Source organism: Pseudomonas rubra (assembly GCF_028656935.1).
Taxonomy (GTDB): Bacteria; Pseudomonadota; Gammaproteobacteria; order Pseudomonadales; family Pseudomonadaceae; genus Aquipseudomonas; species Aquipseudomonas rubra.
On the sequence record NZ_JAMDGZ010000027.1, the window covers coordinates 103,290 to 124,948 of the forward strand.

Annotated in this window: 20 protein-coding genes, 1 tRNA gene and 3 pseudogenes; 15 read left to right on the forward strand and 9 right to left on the reverse strand. The window is 58.3% G+C overall.

Translation table 11 applies throughout. From position 1 onward, the window contains the following. Positions 1-14: 14 nt before the first annotated feature. Positions 15-1,373 (reverse strand): glutamine synthetase family protein, encoded by a 1,359-nt coding sequence (locus M5G17_RS13960; RefSeq protein WP_273893488.1) that lies wholly within the window; start codon positions 1,371-1,373, stop codon positions 15-17. 174 nt (positions 1,374-1,547) lie between these two features. Here M5G17_RS13960 and M5G17_RS13965 point away from each other — a divergent pair, with 174 nt between their 5' ends. The 4 genes from M5G17_RS13965 to nadA all read left to right on the forward strand — a co-directional run bounded on the left by M5G17_RS13965 (position 1,548) and on the right by nadA (position 6,221). Beyond that, complete coding sequence (locus M5G17_RS13965) at positions 1,548-2,462, forward strand: helix-turn-helix domain-containing protein (protein WP_273893489.1); 915 nt, start codon at positions 1,548-1,550, stop codon at positions 2,460-2,462. A gap of 53 nt (positions 2,463-2,515) precedes the next feature. Next, positions 2,516-3,385 (forward strand): isocitrate lyase/PEP mutase family protein, encoded by an 870-nt coding sequence (locus tag M5G17_RS13970; protein WP_273893490.1) that lies wholly within the window; start codon positions 2,516-2,518, stop codon positions 3,383-3,385. Positions 3,386-3,439: 54 nt separating this feature from the next. Continuing rightward, positions 3,440-4,936 (forward strand): YdgA family protein, encoded by a 1,497-nt coding sequence (locus M5G17_RS13975; RefSeq protein WP_273893491.1) that lies wholly within the window; start codon positions 3,440-3,442, stop codon positions 4,934-4,936. Between the two features lie 226 nt (positions 4,937-5,162). Then, positions 5,163-6,221 carry a quinolinate synthase NadA gene (gene nadA, locus M5G17_RS13980; protein ID WP_273893492.1) on the forward strand — a complete coding sequence of 353 codons (1,059 nt, stop codon included), beginning with the start codon at positions 5,163-5,165 and terminating at the stop codon, positions 6,219-6,221. Positions 6,222-6,300: 79 nt separating this feature from the next. Here nadA and M5G17_RS13985 read toward each other — a convergent pair whose 3' ends face one another. Then, positions 6,301-7,734, reverse strand: a complete 1,434-nt coding sequence (locus M5G17_RS13985; RefSeq protein ID WP_273893493.1) for a M48 family metalloprotease — start codon at positions 7,732-7,734, stop codon at positions 6,301-6,303. 124 nt (positions 7,735-7,858) lie between these two features. Here M5G17_RS13985 and M5G17_RS13990 point away from each other — a divergent pair, with 124 nt between their 5' ends. After that, entirely contained in the window at positions 7,859-8,098 is a 240-nt protein-coding gene (locus tag M5G17_RS13990; RefSeq protein ID WP_130263557.1) for a sulfurtransferase TusA family protein, read from the forward strand. A 24-nt stretch (positions 8,099-8,122) separates the two neighbouring features. After that, positions 8,123-9,193, forward strand: coding sequence for an AI-2E family transporter (locus M5G17_RS13995; RefSeq protein WP_273893494.1), 1,071 nt, complete (start codon positions 8,123-8,125; stop codon positions 9,191-9,193). Positions 9,194-9,286: 93 nt separating this feature from the next. Here the strand turns inward: M5G17_RS13995 and M5G17_RS14000 are convergent, their stop codons facing one another. After that, the gene (locus M5G17_RS14000; protein ID WP_273893495.1) at positions 9,287-9,760 is read right to left on the reverse strand and encodes a peroxiredoxin; all 474 of its coding nucleotides are present in this window, start codon (positions 9,758-9,760) and stop codon (positions 9,287-9,289) included. A gap of 10 nt (positions 9,761-9,770) precedes the next feature. Then, positions 9,771-10,331, reverse strand: coding sequence for a glycine cleavage system transcriptional repressor (locus M5G17_RS14005; RefSeq protein ID WP_273893496.1), 561 nt, complete (start codon positions 10,329-10,331; stop codon positions 9,771-9,773). Between the two features lie 261 nt (positions 10,332-10,592). Between M5G17_RS14005 and dapA the strand changes: the two genes are divergently transcribed. The 5 genes from dapA to M5G17_RS14030 all read left to right on the forward strand — a co-directional run bounded on the left by dapA (position 10,593) and on the right by M5G17_RS14030 (position 14,292). Continuing rightward, entirely contained in the window at positions 10,593-11,480 is an 888-nt protein-coding gene (dapA, locus tag M5G17_RS14010) for a 4-hydroxy-tetrahydrodipicolinate synthase (protein WP_273893497.1), read from the forward strand. Positions 11,481-11,497: 17 nt separating this feature from the next. Beyond that, complete coding sequence (gene bamC / locus M5G17_RS14015; RefSeq protein ID WP_273893498.1) at positions 11,498-12,610, forward strand: outer membrane protein assembly factor BamC; 1,113 nt, start codon at positions 11,498-11,500, stop codon at positions 12,608-12,610. Next, complete coding sequence (locus tag M5G17_RS14020; protein WP_273893499.1) at positions 12,611-13,369, forward strand: MBL fold metallo-hydrolase; 759 nt, start codon at positions 12,611-12,613, stop codon at positions 13,367-13,369. Positions 13,370-13,398: 29 nt separating this feature from the next. Then, complete coding sequence (purC, locus tag M5G17_RS14025; RefSeq protein ID WP_273893500.1) at positions 13,399-14,109, forward strand: phosphoribosylaminoimidazolesuccinocarboxamide synthase; 711 nt, start codon at positions 13,399-13,401, stop codon at positions 14,107-14,109. Between the two features lie 93 nt (positions 14,110-14,202). Continuing rightward, positions 14,203-14,292 (forward strand) — tRNA-Ser (locus M5G17_RS14030). 121 nt (positions 14,293-14,413) lie between these two features. Here the strand turns inward: M5G17_RS14030 and M5G17_RS14035 are convergent. From M5G17_RS14035 to M5G17_RS14045, 3 genes are all read right to left on the reverse strand, one after another. Beyond that, on the reverse strand, positions 14,414-15,631 hold the full coding sequence (locus M5G17_RS14035) for an Arm DNA-binding domain-containing protein (protein ID WP_273893501.1): 1,218 nt from the start codon (positions 15,629-15,631) through the stop codon (positions 14,414-14,416). Then, positions 15,624-15,830, reverse strand: coding sequence for an excisionase family protein (locus M5G17_RS14040; protein WP_273893502.1), 207 nt, complete (start codon positions 15,828-15,830; stop codon positions 15,624-15,626). The genes M5G17_RS14035 and M5G17_RS14040 overlap by 8 nt, the downstream gene beginning before the upstream one ends. 1,708 nt (positions 15,831-17,538) lie before the next feature. After that, positions 17,539-18,270: a hypothetical protein gene (locus tag M5G17_RS14045; RefSeq protein WP_273893503.1), complete on the reverse strand. Its 732-nt coding sequence runs from the start codon at positions 18,268-18,270 to the stop codon at positions 17,539-17,541. A 168-nt stretch (positions 18,271-18,438) separates the two neighbouring features. Between M5G17_RS14045 and M5G17_RS14050 the strand changes: the two genes are divergently transcribed. Continuing rightward, positions 18,439-18,744, forward strand: coding sequence for a helix-turn-helix domain-containing protein (locus tag M5G17_RS14050; protein WP_273893504.1), 306 nt, complete (start codon positions 18,439-18,441; stop codon positions 18,742-18,744). On the opposite strand, the pseudogene M5G17_RS14055 reads toward M5G17_RS14050, so the two are convergent. Continuing rightward, positions 18,741-18,866 (reverse strand): annotated as a pseudogene (locus M5G17_RS14055) (IS5/IS1182 family transposase); the annotation flags it as partial. The gene M5G17_RS14050 and the pseudogene M5G17_RS14055 overlap by 4 nt on opposite strands. Positions 18,867-18,956: 90 nt before the next feature. Here M5G17_RS14055 and tnpA point away from each other — a divergent pair. From tnpA to M5G17_RS14070, 3 genes and pseudogenes are all read left to right on the forward strand, one after another. Continuing rightward, positions 18,957-19,277, forward strand: a complete 321-nt coding sequence (tnpA, locus tag M5G17_RS14060) for an IS66-like element accessory protein TnpA (RefSeq protein WP_273893505.1) — start codon at positions 18,957-18,959, stop codon at positions 19,275-19,277. 74 nt (positions 19,278-19,351) lie between these two features. After that, positions 19,352-19,630 (forward strand): IS66 family insertion sequence element accessory protein TnpB, encoded by a 279-nt coding sequence (gene tnpB / locus M5G17_RS14065; protein ID WP_273893507.1) that lies wholly within the window; start codon positions 19,352-19,354, stop codon positions 19,628-19,630. Next, a pseudogene (locus M5G17_RS14070) lies at positions 19,597-20,382 on the forward strand (LysR substrate-binding domain-containing protein); the annotation flags it as partial. The gene tnpB and the pseudogene M5G17_RS14070, both read left to right, overlap by 34 nt. 781 nt (positions 20,383-21,163) lie before the next feature. Here M5G17_RS14070 and M5G17_RS14075 read toward each other — a convergent pair. Further along, positions 21,164-21,659 (reverse strand): annotated as a pseudogene (locus tag M5G17_RS14075) (transposase); the annotation flags it as partial.

Here is a 21,659-nt window from a genome sequence, read left to right on the forward strand (position 1 = left end):
TTACAGGCTTGGGCTCAGACGCTGAGCAGCAGGAATTCGCGCTCCCAGGAACTGATCACGCGCTTGAAGTTTTCGTGCTCGGCACGCTTGACCGCCACATAGCCGCGCACGAATTTGTTGCCCAGGTATCGCTCGATGGTCGGGCAGTCTTCCATGTGCGCCAGGGCGTCTTCGATGGTGATCGGCAGGCGCAGGTTGCGCCGCTCGTAAGCGCGGCCCTGGACCGGGGCGCTGGGGTTGATCTTCTCGACCATGCCCAGGTAGCCACACAACAGGCTGGCGGCAATCGCCAGGTACGGGTTGGCGTCGGCGCCTGGCAGGCGGTTCTCCACGCGCATCGCCTCGGGGCTCGAGGTGGGTACGCGCAAGCCCACTGTGCGGTTCTCTTCACCCCATTCGACATTGACCGGCGCCGAGGTGTCGGGCAGGAAGCGGCGGAACGAGTTGACGTTGGGGGCGAACATCGGCAGCACTTTGGGGATGTACTTCTGCAGGCCGCCGATGTGATGCAAGAACAGCTCGCTCATCTGCCCGTTGTCGTCCACGAAGATCGGCTTGCCACTGGCGATATCGACCACACTCTGGTGCAGGTGCATGGCGCTGCCCGGCTCATCGCCCACAGGTTTAGCCATGAAGGTGGCGGTGACGTTGTGCTTGAGCGCGGCCTCGCGCATGGTGCGCTTGAACACGGTGATCTGATCGGCAAGGTCGAGGGCGTCGCCATGCCGGAAGTTGATTTCCATCTGCGCCGGGCCGTCTTCGTGGATCAGCGTGTCGAGGTCCAGGCCCTGGGCTTCACACCAGTCGTAGACGTCTTCGAACAGCGGGTCGAATTCGTTGGCGGCGTCGATCGAGAACGACTGGCGGCCGCTTTCGGCCCGGCCCGAGCGGCCCAGCGGCGCTTGCAGCGGCAGGTCCGGGTCTTCGCAGCGCTGGGTCAGGTAGAACTCCATTTCCGGGGCGACGATCGGCTGCCAGCCCTTGTCGGTGTAGAGCTTGAGGACTTTCTTGAGCACGTTGCGCGGCGACAGTTCGATCGGGTTACCCTGTTTGTCGAAGGTGTCGTGGATGACCACAGCCGTCGGCTCGATCGCCCATGGCACCACATACACCGCAGCCGAGTCCGGGCGGCAGATCATGTCGATGTCGGCAGGGTCGAGCAGGTCGTAGTAGATGTCGTCGTCGACAAAGTCCCCGGTTACCGTTTGCAGAAGCACACTTTCCGGCAGGCGCATGCCTCGCTCATGCAGGAACTTGTTGGTCGGTGCGATCTTGCCGCGGGCGATGCCGGTCAGGTCACTGACCACGCATTCGACTTCGGTAATCTTGTGTTCTTTCAGCCACGCAGACAGCTGATCGAAAGGGGCATTCATAAAGACCTCGTTATTGGTTTTATCCACGCCAGGACCGGCAGTTGCGACCGGCTTGCCACCCAAGCGGCTTCCCCTGTAGCGCGTTGAGGTCTATCTTGGGTGACGCTTGCGCATTCGATCTATCCACTTTCAGCAAGACAAAAATGCACCAAAAGAGTGCATAAAGAGCAGCTCATGACAGTGTCAACGCCCTTGCGGGTTCAAGCTTTCAACACCGCCGATGTCACCGAACAAGTCCGCGCCACCCCGGGCTGGACCCAGCATTACCAGCAGATGTCGCCCGGGCATTTTGCCGGCCAGTTGCGCTGCCTCGACTTGCAGGGCGTGGAGATCTACGAGGAGTGCATGAACACCCGGGTCGAGCAGAATTTCAGTGCGCCGGCCGGCTCCCTGGCGTTCTGTTTCGACCGCAGCGACCACAGCCTCTACGTACTCAACGGTGAAAGCCGCAACATCTGGATCACCCCGGAAAACTACCAGGAGGTGGCGGTGGTGTTCGGTCCGGCGTTCGTCCAGCGCCACGGCCTGGACATTGCCCGCCTGGACGGATTGTTCATGGCGCCGCTGAACTCGATGCAGAACGATCTGTTCAGCCGCTGGTTGAGCGGGACCCTCACGCGCCTGTCCCAGGCCATCGACCCGCCAAGCCAGGACGCGCTGGCTGAGCAGTTGTTCGAAGATTGCTTGTTCATCCTTGATAACGCGTGTATCTGCCTCGATCGTGGCGCATTGTGGCGGCGTACCGAAGAGCGGGCGATCATGCGTAAAGTGGGTGAGTGGGCGGCGGATTGCCCGGAAGAAACCTTGAACCTGCTGGAACTTGCGCGGGTTGCCGGGGTGCCCGTGCGCCAGTTGCAGCACGCCTTCAAGACCTTCACCGGCATGGCCCCGGCGCAGTGGTTGCGCTTGCGCCGGCTCAACAGTGCGCGGCGCGAGCTGCTCAGTTGCAAGTCCGGCGACACTACCGTAGCGGAGGTGGCCATGCGCTGGTCGTTCTGGCACCTGGGGCGGTTTTCCGACAGCTACCGCAAGTTGTTCAAGGAGCTGCCCAGCGAGACCCGCAAACGCGCGATGCTGTCAGTCAGATAGCCAGCAGTGGTAATGTTCGGCCCACTAAATGAAGTCGATAGCCTGGAAAGACCATGCCAAGAGCCTCCCACCAAGACCTGCGTCGCGCGTTCCGTCAACTGCTCGCCTCACCTGCCTGCTATCACACCGCCTCCGTGTTCGACCCGATGTCGGCGCGCATTGCCGCCGACCTGGGCTTTGAGGTGGGTATCCTCGGTGGTTCGGTGGCATCCCTGCAAGTGTTGGCCGCGCCTGACTTTGCCCTGATTACCCTCAGCGAATTCGCCGAGCAGGCGACGCGGATCGGTCGGGTGACCCAGTTGCCGGTGATCGCCGACGCCGACCACGGTTACGGCAACGCGCTCAACGTGATGCGCACGGTGACCGAGCTTGAGCGCGCCGGGATTGCCGCGCTGACCATCGAGGACACACTGCTGCCGGCCCAGTTCGGGCGCAAATCCACCGACCTGATCAGCATCGCCGAAGGCGTTGGCAAGATTCGTGCGGCGCTGGAGGCACGGGTTGACCCGGAGCTGTCGATCATCGCCCGGACCAACGCCGCACTGATTCCCACCGAAGAAGTCATCGCCCGCGCCGTGGCCTACCAGAACGCCGGAGCCGATGCGCTGTGCATGGTCGGTGTCCGCGACTTCGCCCATCTTGAGCAGATTGCCGCGCACACCAGCGTGCCGCTGATGCTGGTGACCTACGGCAACCCGCAGCTGCACGACGATACGCGCCTGGCCGAGCTGGGCGTACGCATTGCCGTCGACGGCCATGGCGCCTACTTTGCCGCCATCAAGGCCACTTACGACTGCCTGCGCGAACAACGCGGCATCACTTGCAGCACCTCGGACCTGAGTGCCACCGAACTTACCCATACCTACACGCAGCCGGACGACTACATCGTCTGGGCCCGCGAGTACATGGATGTCAACGAATAAGCCTCAAGGCTTAGCCAAAGCAACAACTCTCTACAAATGGAAGCGAAACAGTTCATGAAGAAATCTACAGGCGTAGTCGGGCTCGTGGTAGCAGTGGCAGCGGTGTGCACGGCGGGTGCCTGGTACACCGGCAAGCAACTGCCTGGCGTGCTGGAAACCACCCTCGCCGAGTCCAATGCCCAGACCAAGCAGGCGCTGCTGGGCATGGACAGCAGCATGGTGCTGGAGCTGGTGTCGCTGGACACCCATCTGTTCAGCAGTACTGCCAAGTACCGCCTCAAGGTGCAGAACCTGCAGGTTGGCGAAGAGCGTAAAAGCTTCGACCTGACCTTCGTCGACCAGATTGAGCACGGCCCGCTGCCGCTGTCGCGGGTCAAGGCACTTAAGCTGATGCCGGTCATGGCAGCCAGCCACTACACCCTTGAAAAAGACGCCGCCACCGCCGACTGGTTTGCCCTGACCAAGGACGTTTCACCGCTGCAGGGCCAGGTCGCCTATGGGTATGACCGCTCGATGGACAGCGCTTTCCAGGTAGCGCCGCTGGAGTGGAGCGAGGCGGGTTCGTCGCTGAAGTTCTCCGGGCTGGAAGTCATCGGTCATGCCAGCGAGGGTGCCGAGCGGGTTCAGCTCACTGGGCAATCGGCGGGCCTGACCCTGAACCTTTCGGCTGCAGACCGTGCGCCGCTGAAAGTCGAGATCAAGGGCCTGAGCCTGACCGGCGACATGACCAAGACGCCGTTCGGCTTCTATGTTGGCAAGATGGACGTAGCCCTGGCTGACAACGTCGCGACTTTCGGTGACGAGCAGAAGGTCCTCACGCTCAAGGGGCTGGCGCAGAACAACGAGTACAAGAACGACGGTGACAAGCTCTCGGCGCGCATGGAGTACAAGGTTGCCGACATCAACTACGACGGCAAACCGATCGGTGCCGCCGAAATGGTCTGGAGCCTGAAGAGCCTCGACATTCCGGCCATGCAGGCGCTGATTGCCTGGTACCAGAGCCGTCTGCCAGAGTTCCAGCAAGCGGCGGCAGAGGGTGCGGGCATGCCGGAGCTGGCGATGAACGACGCCGAGAAAGCCAAGGTACGCAGCGATGTCCAGCGTCTGCTGGCGGCCAAGCCGCAGATCGCCCTGGAAAACCTGTCGTTCAAGACTGCCAACGGTGAAAGCCGCTTCAGTCTCAGCGTTGACCTGGCCAACCCGGCATCCCTGGACCTGCCACCGCAGGAGCTGTACAAGCAGCTGATCACCCAGCTGCAGAGCAAGCTGTCGTTGTCCAAGCCGATGATCGGTGACCTGGCGACCCTGCAGGCGCAGTTCGAGGGCCAGACCGATGCCAGCATCGTCTCCCAGCAAGCGGCCCAGGCCGGGGAAATGGTCAGCATGATGGCAGTGCAAAGCCAGATGGCCAAGGTCGAGGGCAACGACATTGTCACCACGCTGCGCTATGCCGATGGCATGGTCGACTTCAACGGCCAGAAGATGACCGTCGAGCAGTTCGCCAGCGTGATCATGGCCAATGCCAGCGCCTTGCAGGCGACCGGCGGTTGATGTTCAGGCCCGGGGCGCCCGCCCCGGGCTTGTTTCACTAAAAAAACCTTTTGAATTCATCCGATTATCTGTAGCCTTCGGCATCCTATAAAAACCCGAGGCCGCAGCTGGTCCGTGGTTCTGTACGCAAGGCTGCCTGGCCCTGCCTGCGGAGCCTGTAGCCGATTTGCCAGGGCTCGGTGATACACTCGACTTACGCGCTCAAGCGCCTGCAGGTCCAGCGATCATGACCCAGATTTCCGAACGCCTTCTCGTCCAGGCTCACCTCGACGCCAAGCAGCCCAAGCCGCTGACGCCCGAGCAAGAAGCCGACTACCGCGCTGCCATTGCCGCCGAGCTCAAGGCGCAAAATGCCGTGCTGGTTGCCCACTACTATTGCGATCCGGTGATTCAGGCCCTGGCCGAAGAAACCGGTGGCTGTGTGTCCGACTCGCTGGAAATGGCCCGCTTTGGCAAGAATCACGCGGCCACGACCGTGCTGGTGGCCGGTGTGCGCTTCATGGGCGAGACGGCCAAGATACTCACTCCGCAAAAGCGTGTGCTGATGCCAACCCTCGAGGCGACCTGTTCGCTTGATCTCGGCTGCCCGGTCGAAGAGTTCTCGGCCTTCTGTGACAAGCACCCGGAACGTACCGTGGTGGTGTATGCCAACACCTCGGCAGCGGTCAAGGCCCGGGCCGACTGGGTGGTGACCTCCAGCTGCGCGCTGGAAATCGTCGAAAGCCTGATGGACAACGGCGAGACCATCATCTGGGGGCCGGACCAGCACCTGGGCCGTTACATCCAGAAGCAGACCGGCGCCGACATGCTGCTGTGGGACGGTGCCTGCATCGTTCACGAAGAGTTCAAGTCGCGTCAGTTGGCCGACATGAAGGCCTTGTACCCGGATGCCGCGATCCTGGTGCACCCCGAATCGCCCGAGGCGGTGATCGACCTGGCCGATGCGGTAGGTTCCACCAGCCAGCTGATTGCCGCAGCGCAAACCCTGCCGAACAAGACCTTCATCGTCGCCACCGACCGCGGCATCTTCTACAAGATGCAGCAGCTGTGCCCCGACAAGATCTTCATCGAGGCACCCACCGCCGGTAACGGCGCGGCCTGCCGCAGTTGCGCGCATTGCCCGTGGATGGCGATGAACACCCTGGAGCGCACCTTGCAGTGCCTGCGTGAAGGCACCAACGAGATCTTCGTCGAGCCGGCATTGATCCCCCAGGCGATCAAGCCGCTCAAGCGAATGCTCGACTTTACCCAGGCGGCGCGGATGAAGTTGTCCGGTAACGCTTGAGGGCCCCATCGCTGGCAAGCCAGCTCCCACATCTGGTGTACACAGGCCTCTGTGGGGGCGGGCTTGCCCCGCGATGCTTTTAGCGCATCATGTCCTTGACCATTCGCTGCTGCTCCATCAGCTCACGCTGGCGGGCATCGATCTTCGACGCCAGGACAAAGTTGTTGCCCGCTCGCTGCTTGGCGTAGTCAAGCTGCTGCAAGGCCTGGTCAAAGTCGCCGACCAGGGCAAAGTACTCGGCGCGGGCCTGGTGCAAGCCGATGGTATTGCCCGACAAACCACGCACTTCCGCCACGTCGTACCAGACATCCGGGTCGTACGGACGGTTCTTGAGCAGCGCATCCAGTGCCTTTTCAGCCTCGGCAGGGCGGTTCTGCTTGAGCAGCAGGTCGATGCGCGCCTGTTGCAACGGGTAGTTGGCCGGGTACAGGCTGCGCATCCGTTCGACGCGCTGCTGGGCATCGGCCAGGCGGTTGTTGGTGGTGTCCAGGTCGATCTGCGCCAGGTTGTAGGTGATGTCGTTGGGTGCCTTGGCCAGCAGCGGCTTGAGGTTCTCGCGTGCCTCGTTCAGGCGGCCGCCCTTGATCTGCGCCAGGGCCAGGCCATAACGGGCGTCGTCCAACTGCGGGTTCTCGTCGAGCTGCGCCTGGAAGCGCTTGGCGGCAAGCCCTGGGGTGCCTTCGTAGATCAGCGCCACCCGTGCGCGAATCAGTTGATAGCGCTTGCTGTCTTCGGTGCCACCCTTGGGCGCCTGCTCTGCGCGGTTGCGGGTGTCGGCGATGCGCGATTCGGTGACCGGGTGAGTCAGAAGAAATTCCGGCGGCTTGGCATCGTAGCGGTACTGGCGCATCAGGCGTTCGAACATGCTCGGCATGTTGCGCGGATCGTAACCGGCCTTTTCCAGGTTAAGGATGCCGATGCGGTCGGCTTCCTGTTCGTTCTGCCGGGAGAAGCGTCGTTGCTCCTGGATCGCTGCGGCCTGGGTGCCGGCAATCGCGGCAATACCGGCATCACCGGCGCCTGCAGCGGCAGCGACGATACCGATCAGCAGCGCGCCCATCATCGGCAGTTGCATGCGTTGCTGGGCCTCGACGCCACGGGCGAAGTGGCGCTGGGACAAGTGCGCCAGTTCGTGGGCCAGCACCGAGGCATATTCGCCTTCAGTCTTGGCATTGAGGAACAATCCGCCGTTGACCCCGACGATCCCGCCAGGGGCGGCGAAGGCGTTGAGTTCACGGCTGTCGATGAGGATGAACTCCAGGCGCCGGTCCTGCAGCTGGCTGGTTTCGGCCAGGCGATAAACGCTGGTTTCAACGTAATCCTTGAGCTGGGGATCGTTCAGTTGATTGACATTGCCCCGCAGCAGGCTGAGCCAGGCGCGGCCCAGCTGGTGTTCCTGCTGTGGAGAGACAATGGCAGAACTGGCGTCGCCCAGTGACGGCAGGTCGTCGGCATGGCTTGGAAGCGCCAACAAACAGGCCAGCGTCAGCAGGGTAGGGCGCAGAAAATTCATGCACGAAGCTCTGATCGACAAAGAACCTTACTGTAGCCCGCTCGCACGTTGGCGACCAGTGGCGGTATCCTACCGGGCTTGTGCAAAATGCTACTTGTGCCCGTATTTCTGCCTGGAGAACCCCATGAGCGCTATCCCGACCCATGACGCCGAACTCGACGCCAGCGGGCTGAACTGCCCGTTGCCGTTGCTCAAGGCGAAGATGGAACTCAATCGCCTGGACAGTGGCGCAGTGCTCAAGGTAATTGCCACCGATGCCGGTTCCCAGCGTGACTTTCGCACTTTTGCCCGATTGGCCGGTCATACCCTGCTGCGCGAAGAGGCCGAGGCCGGTGTGTACCGTTACTGGTTGAAGAAAGCCTGAGTTTTCTCTGTTAAAGGATCGTCAATGTTCAAGGTGCTTCGCGACTGGATGCAGCGCTACTTCTCCGATGAAGAAGCAGTGGTGTTGGCGGTCTTGCTGTTTCTGGCGTTCACCGCTGTCCTGACCCTGGGCGGCATGCTGGCGCCAGTGCTGGCGGGGATGGTCCTGGCGTTTTTGATGCAGGGCCTGGTCAACGCCCTGGAGCGCCTGCGGGTGCCCACGCGCTACGCGGTCGGGCTGGTGTTCATGCTGTTCATGGGCTCCCTGGCGGCGTTTCTGCTGGTGCTGGTGCCGTTGCTCTGGCATCAATTGATCACCCTGTTCAACGAATTGCCGGGCATGCTCGGCAAGTGGCAGTCGCTATTGTTGCTGCTACCCGAGCGCTATCCGCACCTGGTCTCTGACGAGCAGGTGCTGCAAGCCATCGAGGTGATGCGCGGCGAGATCGGCAAGTTTGGCCAGTGGGCGCTGACCTTCTCGTTGTCGAGCCTGCCACTGTTGGTCAATATCATGATCTACCTGGTGCTGGTGCCGATCCTGGTGTTCTTCTTTCTCAAGGACCGCGAGCAGATCGCCGACTGGGTCAGTGGCTACCTGCCCAAGGAACGGGCGCTGATGACCCGGGTGGCCGAAGAAATGAACCGCCAGATTGCCAACTACATCCGTGGCAAGGGCATCGAGATCCTGATCTGTGGCGTGGCCACGTACATCGCCTTCATCAGCCTGGGGCTCAACTACGCGGCGCTGCTGGCGCTGCTGGTCGGCCTGTCGGTGGTGGTGCCTTACGTTGGCGCGGTGGTGGTGACTGTGCCGGTGACCCTGATCGCGCTGTTCCAGTGGGGCTGGGGTGACCAGTTCATCTACCTGATGGCGGTGTACGCGATCATCCAGGCCCTGGATGGCAACGTACTGGTGCCGTTGCTGTTCTCCGAGGCGGTGAGCCTGCACCCGGTGGCGATCATCTGCGCGGTCTTGCTGTTCGGCGGGCTGTGGGGCTTCTGGGGAATCTTCTTCGCGATCCCGCTGGCGACCTTGTTCAAGGCCGTGCTGGATGCCTGGCCGCGGCGCGAACCGATGGTGGCGCCGCTGCTCTGAAAGCATCGCGGGGCAAGCCGGCTCCCACAGTGTTTTGCATCAATCCTGTGGGAGCGGCGATGCGGCGACCCGACTTGCCCCGCGATTGCGGTATCAGGCCTTGCTCAGTGCCTGCGCCTGCGCCAATACGGCCTCCACATGCCCGGGCACCTTGACCCCGCGCCAGGCCTTGCGCAGCACGCCATCCTTGTCGATCAGGAAGGTGCTACGGTCCACGCCCAGGTATTCCTTGCCGTAGAGCTTCTTCAGCTTGATCACGTCGAACAGCTGGCACAGCACCTCGTCCTTGTCGCTGATCAGCTCGAAGGGGAAGGCCTGCTTGGCCTTGAAGTTCTCGTGGGACTTGATGCCATCGCGCGAAACCCCGAACACCAGGGTGTTGGCCGCTGCGAAGGCTACATGCTGGTCACGGAAACCCTGGCCTTCAGTGGTGCAGCCGGGGGTGCTGTCCTTGGGGTAGAAGTACAGCACCACCTGCTTGCCCTTGAGCTCAGACAGGCTGATGGTCTGGCCGCTGGTGGCCAGTGCCTGGAAATCGGCGACGGGTTGGTCGAGTTCAACGGCCATGAAAGCTTCCTTACATCGGGTTCTGTGGGCGCCACGGTTCGATCAGCGCATCCAGGTTGAGCGCATCGGAGAAGTCCAGGAACTGGTCACGCAGCCAGCTGATCTGGGTGCCGGCCGGCAGGGTCACGGTAAAAGTGGCGTTGAGCATGGTGCCGCCGGTCTGCGGTGCCTGATAGGTGTCGCAGGTCAGGTTTTCAAGCTCCACATTGTGGTCGATGAAGAACTGGCACAGCTCGTTGATGATGTCCGGGCGATAGGCGGCGCTGACATAGGCCACGTACGGCAGCGACAGCGGGCGCACCTCAAGCTCGGCGCTACGCACCACGTTGACGGTGAAGGTGTGCTTCTTGGCCAGGCCCGGCAGGGCGCCTTCAAAGCGCGCCAGGGCATCCCAGCTGCCAGTGACCTGCAGCACCAGGGCACTGCACTCGCCATGGCGGGTCAGGCGCGAGGTGACGACCGAGCAGCGATTGTCGTTGCTGGCGCGGCACAGGATGTTGGTCAGCTCCATCGGGTTGGCACCCAGGGCGCTGATGACAAGGAATTGTTCGCGAACGGTGGGGGTGGACATGCAGCATTCCTAAAGCGATGAGCGGTCGGTACCTGGCGTGGCAAAAAAGGCCGGTAGGCAGGCGCCCGGGGCTCAGGATCGAGCCTTGGGGCGCAGGCTTTGCACATTGTCGGCAGCCCGGCGGGCCACTATGTACCGATCAAAGACAGAAGGGTAGCGAAAATGGCCGCCGAGGGGAATGCTCCGCCCGCCTGCTTCGCTTGTGCAAGGCCGATGGCGCCAGTACCATTACCGCTCTCTTTTTCCGGCAGGAGCAGTTTCATGATTGCGGGCAGTATGGTGGCATTGGTCACACCCATGGATGCACAAGGGCGTCTTGATTGGGTCAGCCTCGACAAGCTTGTAGACCTGCACCTGGAAAACGGCACCCATGCGATCGTTGCCGTCGGCACCACTGGCGAGTCCGCCACGCTGGACGTCGAAGAGCACATCCTGGTGATCAAGCACGTGGTCGAGCGCGTCAAGCGCAGCAAGCACCGCGTGCCGGTGATCGCCGGCACCGGGGCCAACTCCACTGCCGAAGCCGTGCACCTGACCCAGAATGCCAAGAATGCCGGCGCCGATGCCTGCCTGCTGGTGGTGCCGTATTACAACAAGCCGACCCAGGAAGGCCTGTACCAGCACTTCAAGCACATTGCCGAAGCCGTCGACATCCCGCAGATCCTTTACAACGTCCCTGGCCGCACCTCCTGCGACATGCAGGCCGAGACCGTGATCCGACTGTCAACCGTGCCGAACATCATCGGCATCAAGGAAGCCACCGGCGATCTGGCGCGCGCCAAGGCCATCCTTGACGGCGTGAGCAAGGACTTCATCGTACTGTCCGGCGATGATCCGACCGCTGTCGAACTGATCCTGATGGGCGGCAAAGGCAACATCTCCGTTACCGCCAACGTCGCCCCGCGCGAAATGGCTGATCTGTGCGAAGCCGCCCTTGCGGGCAATGCCGAGAAGGCTCGCGCGATCAACGAACAACTCATGCCCCTGCACAAGAACCTGTTCATCGAAGCCAACCCGATTCCGGTGAAGTGGGCTTTGGTCGAAATGGGCCTGATGCACAAGGGCATCCGCCTGCCACTGACCTGGCTGAGCGAATCCTGTCACGATACGGTACGCCAGGCGATGCGCCAGTGCGGCCTGAAGTTTTAATTGAGGACGTACACCGCATGAAGCGATTGGCTGGTCTTTCCGCCCTTGCCTTGATCATCTCCAGCACCAGCGGTTGTGGCTGGCTCTGGGGTGAAGAGGGTTACTTCCGTGACCGCGGCAGCGATTATCTGGAGGCCACCCAGAAGCCGCCGATGCAGCTGCCACCGGACATCAGCAGCGCCAAGCGGCTCGATCCGCTGCTGCCGATCCCGCGCAATGTCGCCGACGACAACGTCAAGGGCGAGTTCGAGGTGCCGCGTCCGCTGCCATTGAACAGCGCTGCCGACATCAGCGATTTCAGCCTGCAGAAGAGCGGCAGCTCGCGTTGGGTCCTGGCCCAGCGTTCGCCCGCCGAAGTCTGGCCGGTGGCCCGGCAGTTCTTCGAAGACAATGGCTTCCGGATTGCCGAAGAGCGTCCGCAAACCGGCGAGTTCAATACCACCTGGCAGCGTTTCGACGAGCTTTCGGCGTCCATGGCCAAGCGCCTGGGCAGTGCCTCGAGCAGCAGCGACAACGAAGTCCGCGCCCGCATCCGCATTGAGCCGGGCGTGCAGCGCAACACCAGTGAAGTCTATATCGTCACCGTTGAACGCCCGGCCGGCAGCACTGCCGAGCAGGACTTCCCGGCGCGTTCGGCCAACACCGGTGTCGACGCCATCCTGGTCGACGAAATGCTCGCCAGCATGACCCGCAGCGCCGAGAAGGGCGGTTCGGTGTCGTTGCTCGCCGCCCGCGATTTCGACGCCCCGAGCCGCGTCAGCCTGAGCGAAGACGGCAGCGGCAACCCGGTGCTGAACCTGGGCGCCGACCTTGATCGCGCCTGGTCCAGCGTTGGCCGTGCCCTGGAGCAGGGTGAGTGGCGCGTTGAGGACATCAACCGCAGCCTGGGCCTGTACTACATCAACCTGGCCGAGAAAGCCGAAACCAAGGAACAGCCAGGCTTCTTCAGCCGCCTGTTTGGCAGCGCGCCGAGCAAGGAAGAGCTTGAAGCCCGTGCCGAGCGTTATCAGGTTCGCCTGAGCAAGGTGGGCGACAGCGTCCAGGTGACCGTCGAGAAGAACATCAACACCGTGGCCCCGGCAGATGTCGCCCGCCGCGTGCTGAGCGTGATTCAGGACAACCTGGGTTAAGTGCGCTTCGCCGTACTTGGAAGTGGAAGCCAGGGAAATGGCACGCTGATCGCCAGTGGCAAGACCTTGCTTCTGGTCGACTGCGGCTTTTCCCTGCGTGAAACCGAGCGGCGCCTGGCGCTGCTCGGCGTTAGTGCGGCGCAATTGAGCGCGGTGCTGGTCACCCACGAACATGCCGACCACGTGCATGGGGTCGGGTTGCTGTCGCGGCGCTACAATGTACCGGTCTACCTCAGCCGCGGCACCTTGCGCGGCCTGCGCAAGCCGGTCGAGGCCGCAGGCTTTCTGGCCGCCAACGACACCTTGCAGTTGGGCGACTTGAGTGTCACCGCCGTCGGCGTCAGCCACGACGCGCTGGAGCCACTGCAGTATGTGTTTGACGATGGCAGCCGGCGCTTTGGCGTGCTGACTGACCTTGGCTCGTACGATGCGGCCCTGCTTAGCAGCTACCAGGGCCTGGACGCTCTGCTGATCGAGGCCAACCATTGTCGCGACCTGCTCGGGCGCGGGCCTTACCCGATGTTTCTCAAGCAGCGGGTCGGTGGCGACTACGGACATTTGAACAACCATCAGGCCGCGCGCCTGGTGTCGGAGCTGGACTGGCAGAACCTGCAACACCTGGTGCTGGCCCATCTCAGCAGCAAGAACAACCAGCCACAGCTGGCCCGGCAATGCTTCGTCGATACCCTCGGCTGCGATTCGGACTGGCTGCAAGTGGCGAATCAGGATTCCGGGCTCGACTGGCGTGAAATCGCCTAGCCCATCTCATTTAGCAAGCGGAGCCCATCATGGAAAAACGTGAAGAACTCTACCGCGGCAAAGCCAAGTCGGTTTACAAGACCGACGACGCTGACCGCTTGATCCTGCTGTTTCGCAACGACACCTCGGCGTTCGACGGCAAGCGTATCGAACAACTCGACCGCAAGGGCATGGTGAACAACAAGTTCAACGCCTTCATCATGCAAAAGCTTGAAGAAGCCGGCATCCCGACCCAGTTCGACAAGCTGCTGGGCGACAACGAGTGCCTGGTCAAGAAGCTCGACATGATCCCGGTTGAATGCGTCGTGCGTAACTACGCCGCCGGCAGCCTGGTCAAGCGCCTGGGTGTTGAAGAGGGCATGAAGCTCAACCCGCACACCTTCGAGCTGTTCCTCAAAGACGACGCCAAGGGCGACCCGTTCATCAACGAATCCCATGTCGTGGCATTCGGTTGGGGTACCGCTGAGCAACTGGCCAAAATGAAAGCGCTGTCGCTCAAGGTCAACGACGTGCTCAACAAGCTGTTCGACGACGCAGGCCTGCTGCTGGTCGACTTCAAGCTGGAGTTCGGCGTATTCCACGGCGAGATCGTCCTGGGTGACGAGTTCAGCCCGGACGGCTGCCGCCTGTGGGACAAAGAGACCCGCAAGAAGATGGACAAGGACCGCTTCCGTCAGGGCCTGGGCGACGTTATTGAAGCCTACGAAGAAGTCGCCAAACGCCTGGGCGTGCCGCTGTAACCGGCAAGTTCACGCAAGCGCCTGATACCACGCGAATTTTTTTCGCAAACAGGCTTTGCCTTTGGGCAAACTGCTGGTATCATGCGCGCCACTGGAGAGATGCCGGAGTGGCCGAACGGGACGGATTCGAAATCCGTTGTACTGGCAACAGTACCTAGGGTTCAAATCCCTATCTCTCCGCCAGACATGTTAAGCACGAAGCCCCTGATTTCTAAGAAGAAATCAGGGGCTTCGTGTTTTTGTGGTTAGCGTTTAGGACAAATTTTGGACAAAACCTTCGTCTTCCAGCCCGATGTAGGCCGCCCTATTCCGTCTTGAACCCCATCATCTGGGAGACGGTCGCTGCCATGCTCTTGGTGTCGTCCTTCAGCCAGCGGCCGTAGTGTTTCTTCACCATCGTTGTGTCGCTGTGGCCCAGCTGTCGAGCAACCCATTCGATCGGTACGTAGCTCGAAAGGGTCTGGCTGGCGAACGTATGGCGGCACTGGTTCGCGCCTCTGTGGCGTACTTTGGAAAGCTTTAGATGGCGAGTGAACCATGCACTAAGGGTTCGTCCATTCCATGGATGTTGGCTGATGGAGTTACGAAACAGCAGCGTAATCTTTTCTTGCCTTGTCGTGATTGCATCACGTTGGGTCACTTCAATGTCCTCAGGCGAAGCTCCTTCGAGCTCCACGAGGATTTGCTGGAGCAGCTCGTATGCGGGACTGATCAGCTCGACAAAGCGGACACGTGAACGCTCTTTTGGCACCTTGAATTCGCCGGAGACCTTCGCCCGTCTCACATGGATACCGCCATTTTCTAGATCTACATCTTCCTTTGCCAGGGCGACGAGTTCGGACACTGATAGACCAACCCAGCAGTTGAACAGAATCATTCGGACGTCTTGTGCTCGAGATGGATCACTATTAGCGATTACGTTAAGTTCTTCTCGCGTAAATGGATCGGCAAACTCTATCTCATCATCACGCTCAATATTTCTAATGCGAGCTGTAGGATTGGTCTTTATAATTTCATCTTCAAATGCTTCAGTCCAAACACCTCTGATAATGGTGAATATGTCATTCACTGTTTTCGAGGAAAGTCCGTCGCGCAGAAGCATGGCTTGAAAAAGCTCCAGATCTCTTTTTCCGACGTCAGCAATTCGTCGTTTTCCGAATTTCTTAGAGACATGCTTGGCCTTGCTGACATAGTTTATGTAGGTGGATTTTGCTCGTTTTACTTGTTGGATTTCTAACCAAGAATTAATGCCTTCTTGAACCGAGCTTTTTGTAGTTTTCACGTCAATGCCTGATAGAGCAGCGGCTAGAGTAGACTCAGGGAAATGTGCTGCGTAATCGAATCGGCCCTCACGGATTTCTGTTAGGATTGTACGGCGTTTATTTTCGGCATATGCGATGGATTTACTATCAACTTTAGTGATGTTTTTCAGTGGTTCGCGGCAGCGTTGACCATTAAACATGAACGAAATTCGCAGCCGCTTACCATTGAGCTCAATTCCTGCAGGTAATTTCTTATTCAAATCTTCCCTCCATCCAGTTCTCGATGGACCTTTTGTTATAAACAATTCTATTTGCAGGGTCTCGCCGCCAGTGCGTTCCTTCTAGCCATAGACCGGCGGTCCGATATTTTCTGGCCGCCTCAGTACTAATTCCAAATATTGGCACTAGCAGCTCCTGTCTGAACCATGCTCCGGGTGCAGTTTGAGTTGTATTTTTCATTCAGAACCCTCTTGTTAACCTGCACAGACGATTCTGCGGCTCACTGGACGCCCCTAGTGATCAGTTCGACCCCTCTCGCGGGACACTGACGGGCGAAGTGCCTTTGCTCAACAGCTCAATTTCGGCCAGAGCCACCAGCCGAGAGACAGGCAAAGCACTATCCATAGGCCAAGAGGGGCTTTGAGAGCTGAAAGCAGTGCCGATAGGTGTGCCGCAGTGGGGGTAACGCGAAACGATCTGAGCATCCCACTGATCCAGGAATATGGGGCGAGGTGAAAAATGGTTAACAAAATCACCTTCAGGGTGGCTGCTTCAACTTCGTGTTCGCAGGCAAATGACTTCTCCGGGGAGGTAGTGACGATGAGTCTTGTTGCAAGCGAGATGATGAGCGCGGCCGGAGAGCAGGAAATCAGTGTGCGCCAATACATATTGGGTTACCTCGGGCTATTGAATTGGTTATGTAATGATCCCAGATGTTTGGGGGAGTGCAAGTCCACTTGGTTTCTCATGTCTTTATCTACTCATTCTGTCTTGAACACTAATTGCTAGAATTTTCTTGTGCGTAGGGTGAGTAGCTCGACCTTGCCATCTATGCCTTGGCCGATGAATAGATATGAACCCTATACAGGTAGTGGGGTTGTAGAAACGGGGAACCATATTTTTTGACGAGTCCAACTGTTTGATAAAAATCTAGATGCGATGTTAACCAGCGGCTCGACCAGAGGGCTGCTCAGAGGGGGGGGGGTGTTCAGAAAATCGCCCGGAACACAGGCGGAATGGCAGAGAGTGTGGAGCGCAGATGGCTTTGCATGCGCCATAGATAGAGCATACACATCTGCATGCGCTCCCCCAGTGACTTATTGCCCTCTCAGTACGATATGGAGCTAGCATATTGATCTGTACCCTAGATAGAACATGCAAAAGAAAATGCTGATAAAACTATCGGGGCATTATGATATGGAGCAACGAGCTGTGTATGCTCCATAGATAGGGGGCATGGACGTTTGATGAATACGAGCCCTTGTATTTAGGCCGGCTGGAGATGGCTCGCAGGTGCGTCGTGAGATATAGAGCATGCAAGCGAAAATGCGATATAGATAGTTTATGGCGATTTTTGCTACGAATGTGACCTAGGAAAAATCTCCTTCTGGGTACCTGAAAATAAGGGCTCGTGAAGAGAGGGAGGTGTAGGGGAGGACGGCGCTGTTATATGGTGATTCGGAAATCACTGGCATAGCACTATCACCTGGTGCGCTATTCAGGTGACAGTGCCTGTCTTACGTGTCTCTGATAACTTGAAAATTAAGTGTTGGGTGATGTTGTTAATGTTGAGATGTTTTCTGTGTGTGGAATTTATTTTCTGAGTTTGTTCTGGTTGCTGTGTATATTGATATCCTTATTCGTGAGACTCAGTTCTGTATAGGCTTGTGCTGCAAGTCCGGCAAATATGAATTCGCTTTGAGTCATGTCGGATCTCCAGTCCTCTATTGATAATGTTGTAGCTGCCGCAGTTTTTACATGTGACTCCTCGTCCCGTACGGCATTTAGGATTTTCTTCGAGATACTTTTGAATGTCGGGCCATTTTCGCCATTCATTTTGTCGGGCGATTTTTCTATCAATGAAACTGCGGGGAATAAAATACAGGAGTGAAAAAACTATCGCTAGTGCCAATGCGAAGATAGCGTCCATGAGAGCTCCGGAATTTAATTATTTGCTGACGAATAAATAGTGTTTCCCCCTGTGGATAATGGTTTTTGGGAATTCTCCATTAATCCCTGGGCTGTAAATGTAGTACCAGTTTGGTAGGTTTTTTGATATTGCTGTTATGTATTCTATATCTTGGGTGTCGTTAGGGGCCCCGTGGATGCCTATAAATATAGGTCCGTACACCATTTCATTAATTCCCATGAATTTAGGCGGTGTGATCAGTTTTGGGGCACTCTCTAGTGTAAGTTGTTTAAATTGCTCAAAGGCATGCAGTGGACCATTTTCACCATAAGGGATTGTCATTGTGTATTTCGTTGATATGTAATTATCGTATCGTGTGTCGGTTGGCAATTTTTTTGATGTGCTATTTAGTAGGGCGTTTTTTGCTATTTCCTTGGCTTTCTCTGGGGTGGAAGCCAAACTTTGAGGAACCCATGCAACAATATGAATGGAAGATTGAATCGCTTTTGGACCGAAGCCTGAAAGCAGAAGAGACGTTGGGCTTTTTGAAGCCCAACTCTGAATGCCACTAATTACAAGCTCGCCTCTAGCAGCTGCCTCTACAGAGTAGCCTTCCAAGTGGCCGCTATTTTCCCAATCTTTTAAATCCGTGTCCTTTGACGGTACCCCCATGGCTGTTGTGACTTGCGTTGCCACTGAGCCCGTTGAACTTTGCAAGGCGCATCCACAGAGAGTTGCCGATACCGCTAATGTCACGAACAGTCTTTTCATTGATCTTCCTAGCTATTGATATGGGGTGAAGCCATGCGCGATCTCAGGCGCCATTCCTGAGCCGACTGTGCTGATCAGCCGATCAGGCACTTTTATGCTACCAAAACGGTAGTATTTCGCAACGCAGAAAGCAGGACGATTTGACGCTCAGTTTTAGCGACGAGCGTCATGTCTACACTGTCAAAGCGCATCAAGGCTGCCCGTCTGCTCTCCGGTCTTTCTCAGGAGCAGTTGGGAATTCATATCGGGATAGACCCAGCATCCGCTAGTGTCAGGATGAACCGCTATGAGCTCGGCAGGCGGGTGCCGAATTTCGAGCTCGTTGAGCGGCTGGCTGAAGAGTTGGGCTTGCCTACCACCTATTTCTATTCCTCCGATGAGGAGGAGGCGCATCTAGTTATCGCGTTCTCCCGCCTCAATGCTGCCAAACGCAAGCAGCTCCTGCGCTACCTGTTAGAGCTGCAAGGCGACTAGGCACTGTCTGAATAAAGGTGTCGTAGACACCGCATGGAACAAGCTAGCGAGACCGTGGCTGCGTAGCTTTTTGCTAGCTTGTCGAAGCGCGTGGCAATTCGGCGGTTCTGTTGTAAGCGTCCGGCGAACTCACCTTCCGAACACCAGCTTTAAGGGCGATGGTGTCCGCGTATTTTTCAGCGGACGCGATCACCCTTATCGCCAGGATTTCCATGCGCCAACGAAGCTCTTATCCCAAACCATTCAAGGCTCAGGTCGTTCAGGAATGCCTGCAACCTGGCGCAACCGTGTCCAGTGTCGCCATCAGCCATGGGATCAATGCCAATGTCATCCGTAAGTGGATGCCGCTCTATCGAAACCAGCCCGCAACGCCTTCGTTGCCGGCATTTGTCCCGCTGAAGGCTGCACCTAAACGCCCCGCCGAACCGTCAGTGACCATTGAATTGCCTATGGCCGGGCAGTTGATCACAGTGAAATGGCCAGCCTCGGATCCTGAAGGCTGCGCGCAACTCATTCGGGCTGTCGCTCAATGATCCGCATCGATGCCATCTGGCTGGCCAGCGAGCCGATGGACACGCGCGCCGGTACCTAAACCGCCTTGGCGCGAGTGATCTCGGTATTCGGTGCGGCGAAGCCGCACTGCGCTTATTTGTTCGCCAATTGCCGGGGCAACCGGATGAAAGTGCTGGTGCACGATGGCGTCGGGGTCTGGCTTGCCGCGCGGCGACTGAATCAAGGCAAGTTTCACTGGCCCGGCATTCGCAATGGTTGCGACGTCGAACTCGACAGCGAACAACTCCAGGCGTTGGTACTGGGCCTGCCCTGGCAGCGAGTCGGCGCCGGCGGTGTGATCATATACGCCTGCTCGAAGAGCACCTGGGCGTAATGCTGTTCGAACGCCGAAATCGGCAGTCGGTACTCACCCCGACCGGCCAGACTTACTACGAACAGATCAGCCTGGGCCTGGTGCAGATCGCCAACGCGACCCAGGCCCTGACCCGAAGCAGTTGATCGCGCAAGGTGATCATCAATGTGCACCCGTCCTTTGCCGTGCGCTGGCTGATCCCGAGGTTACCAGATTTAATAGCGCAGTTTCCGGAGATTCAGCCCGAGGTCGTGACCAGCACCATGGCCCCGGACCAATCGCGTGAAGCCTTCGATTTGGTGGTTCATCGTGGCAGCTCGGGCTGGGCTGCCAACCTGGAACCGAACGCGCTACTCGAGGACGACCTGCGGCTGGTCGCCGCTCCTTCTCTTCTGGAGGCGATACCGGTTCAGTCGCCATCGGATGTACTGCGCCATACCCTGCTCTTGAGCAGGACACGCGGTGGGGATTGGCAGGCCTGGTGCAAGCAGACCGGTGTCAACCAGGCAAGGCAACGGCCGGCGCTGCAATTCGATCACATGCACCTGGTGCTGCAAGCTGCCGTCTACGGCCTTGGCGTGGCGCTGTGTCCAGTCTCGCTGCTGGGCAAGGATCTTACCAGCGGCCGCCTGTACAACCCCCTGCCTCATTTACGACTGCCGCTGGCTCGCTATTACTATGGGGTGTCGAAGGGTGCGGTCGCCGAAACGCAGGTGTTCATCGACTGGATGTTCTCCCGACTCCAGAATGGCACCTGTGCGCCTTTTGATTAGCACCCGCTGCTCCCAAGTGCGCCAGTCCAGACTGCACTTCCAGATCATCTCCGATTCTATTGTCACGAATGATGAGATATCGCGATAAGCGAGTGAGGATGGTTGGGCAAAATGAAGTACCTGACCAATCCCCAAAGCACCGGTTTCCAAACGAACCACGCAGTAGGGCTCACCGCCGCCTGTAGACGCAAAAGGTAGAAAGGTTCGACCTTGCTGATCGTCAGGATTAAGCCACTCATCGATTTTCCGCTCGGCTGCTTCGGCATCACGCCAGTAAAAGTCTTCAAGACTACTCAGTGCAGCTGTTGATGAGGGCGTATGTGCTATTTCCATAAGCGTTGCGAGGCGTTCTGGAAACTCGATGTCAATGCTATGTGCAAGCTTTTGAAACGCTTCTACGACTGAAACGGCTTGTAAATTACTCAAAGTAGAAGGCTCTCCCAATCAGAATATCTGAGGATGGCTGTTTAGTTGATGTGTCGGAACCTCAATCCACGGGCTCGTTTCTTTAACTAAATTTCTCGTTTTTCTGATCATGTGAGCGTCAATCGTTCGAGGGGCCGGTGGATCCGACAAAGCCGAAACCAGAGGTGCAAGCGCCCTAGATCCAATGACCGCTTCTGGCCCAGAGTGTGTAAAAACGCTTTCGTATCCTGAGTGCGTCAACTAAGCGTTCCTGGGCGATGCGATTGCCCAAGCGTTTGCCGCGATCAGCACCACTGACGTTCCAAAGCGGTTATGGAGCGGTTTAGCGCCTTCTGGAGCAGAGAAAACCGAGGCTTTACGCCGCCATCGCTTTCAGCAAGCCTGCTGTACCGATGATGTTCATAACCCGCTTCATGTTGTAGGCGAGCACATTCAGACTCATCTCTGCGCTTACCCCGACCAGTTTGCGCGTCAGGAAATGCGTTGAGCCCATCCACTGTTTGAGCGTCCCGAAGGGATGCTCAACTGTCCGTTTTCGGATTCGCATCATGTCCGGTGCATGGTTCAACTGACGCTGCATTTCCTCCAGCACCGCTTCATGTTCCCAGCGCCTTACTCGACGATTTTTGCTCGGCGTGCACTGCGTTTTCAGCGCGCAGCTCTGGCAGTTTGAACGCCAATAACAGTGCATATTCATGCCTTTCTCAATACTGGAGAAGCGCCAGGGCAGATGTATTCGTTTTTCGTCGCGTCATAAACGAAAGCATCTTTGTTGAATCGACCATCCGCCTTGGCGCTTGAAGTCATCGGCTTTGGCACGTAGGACAGTGATGTCCGCGTCGTGACAGGCA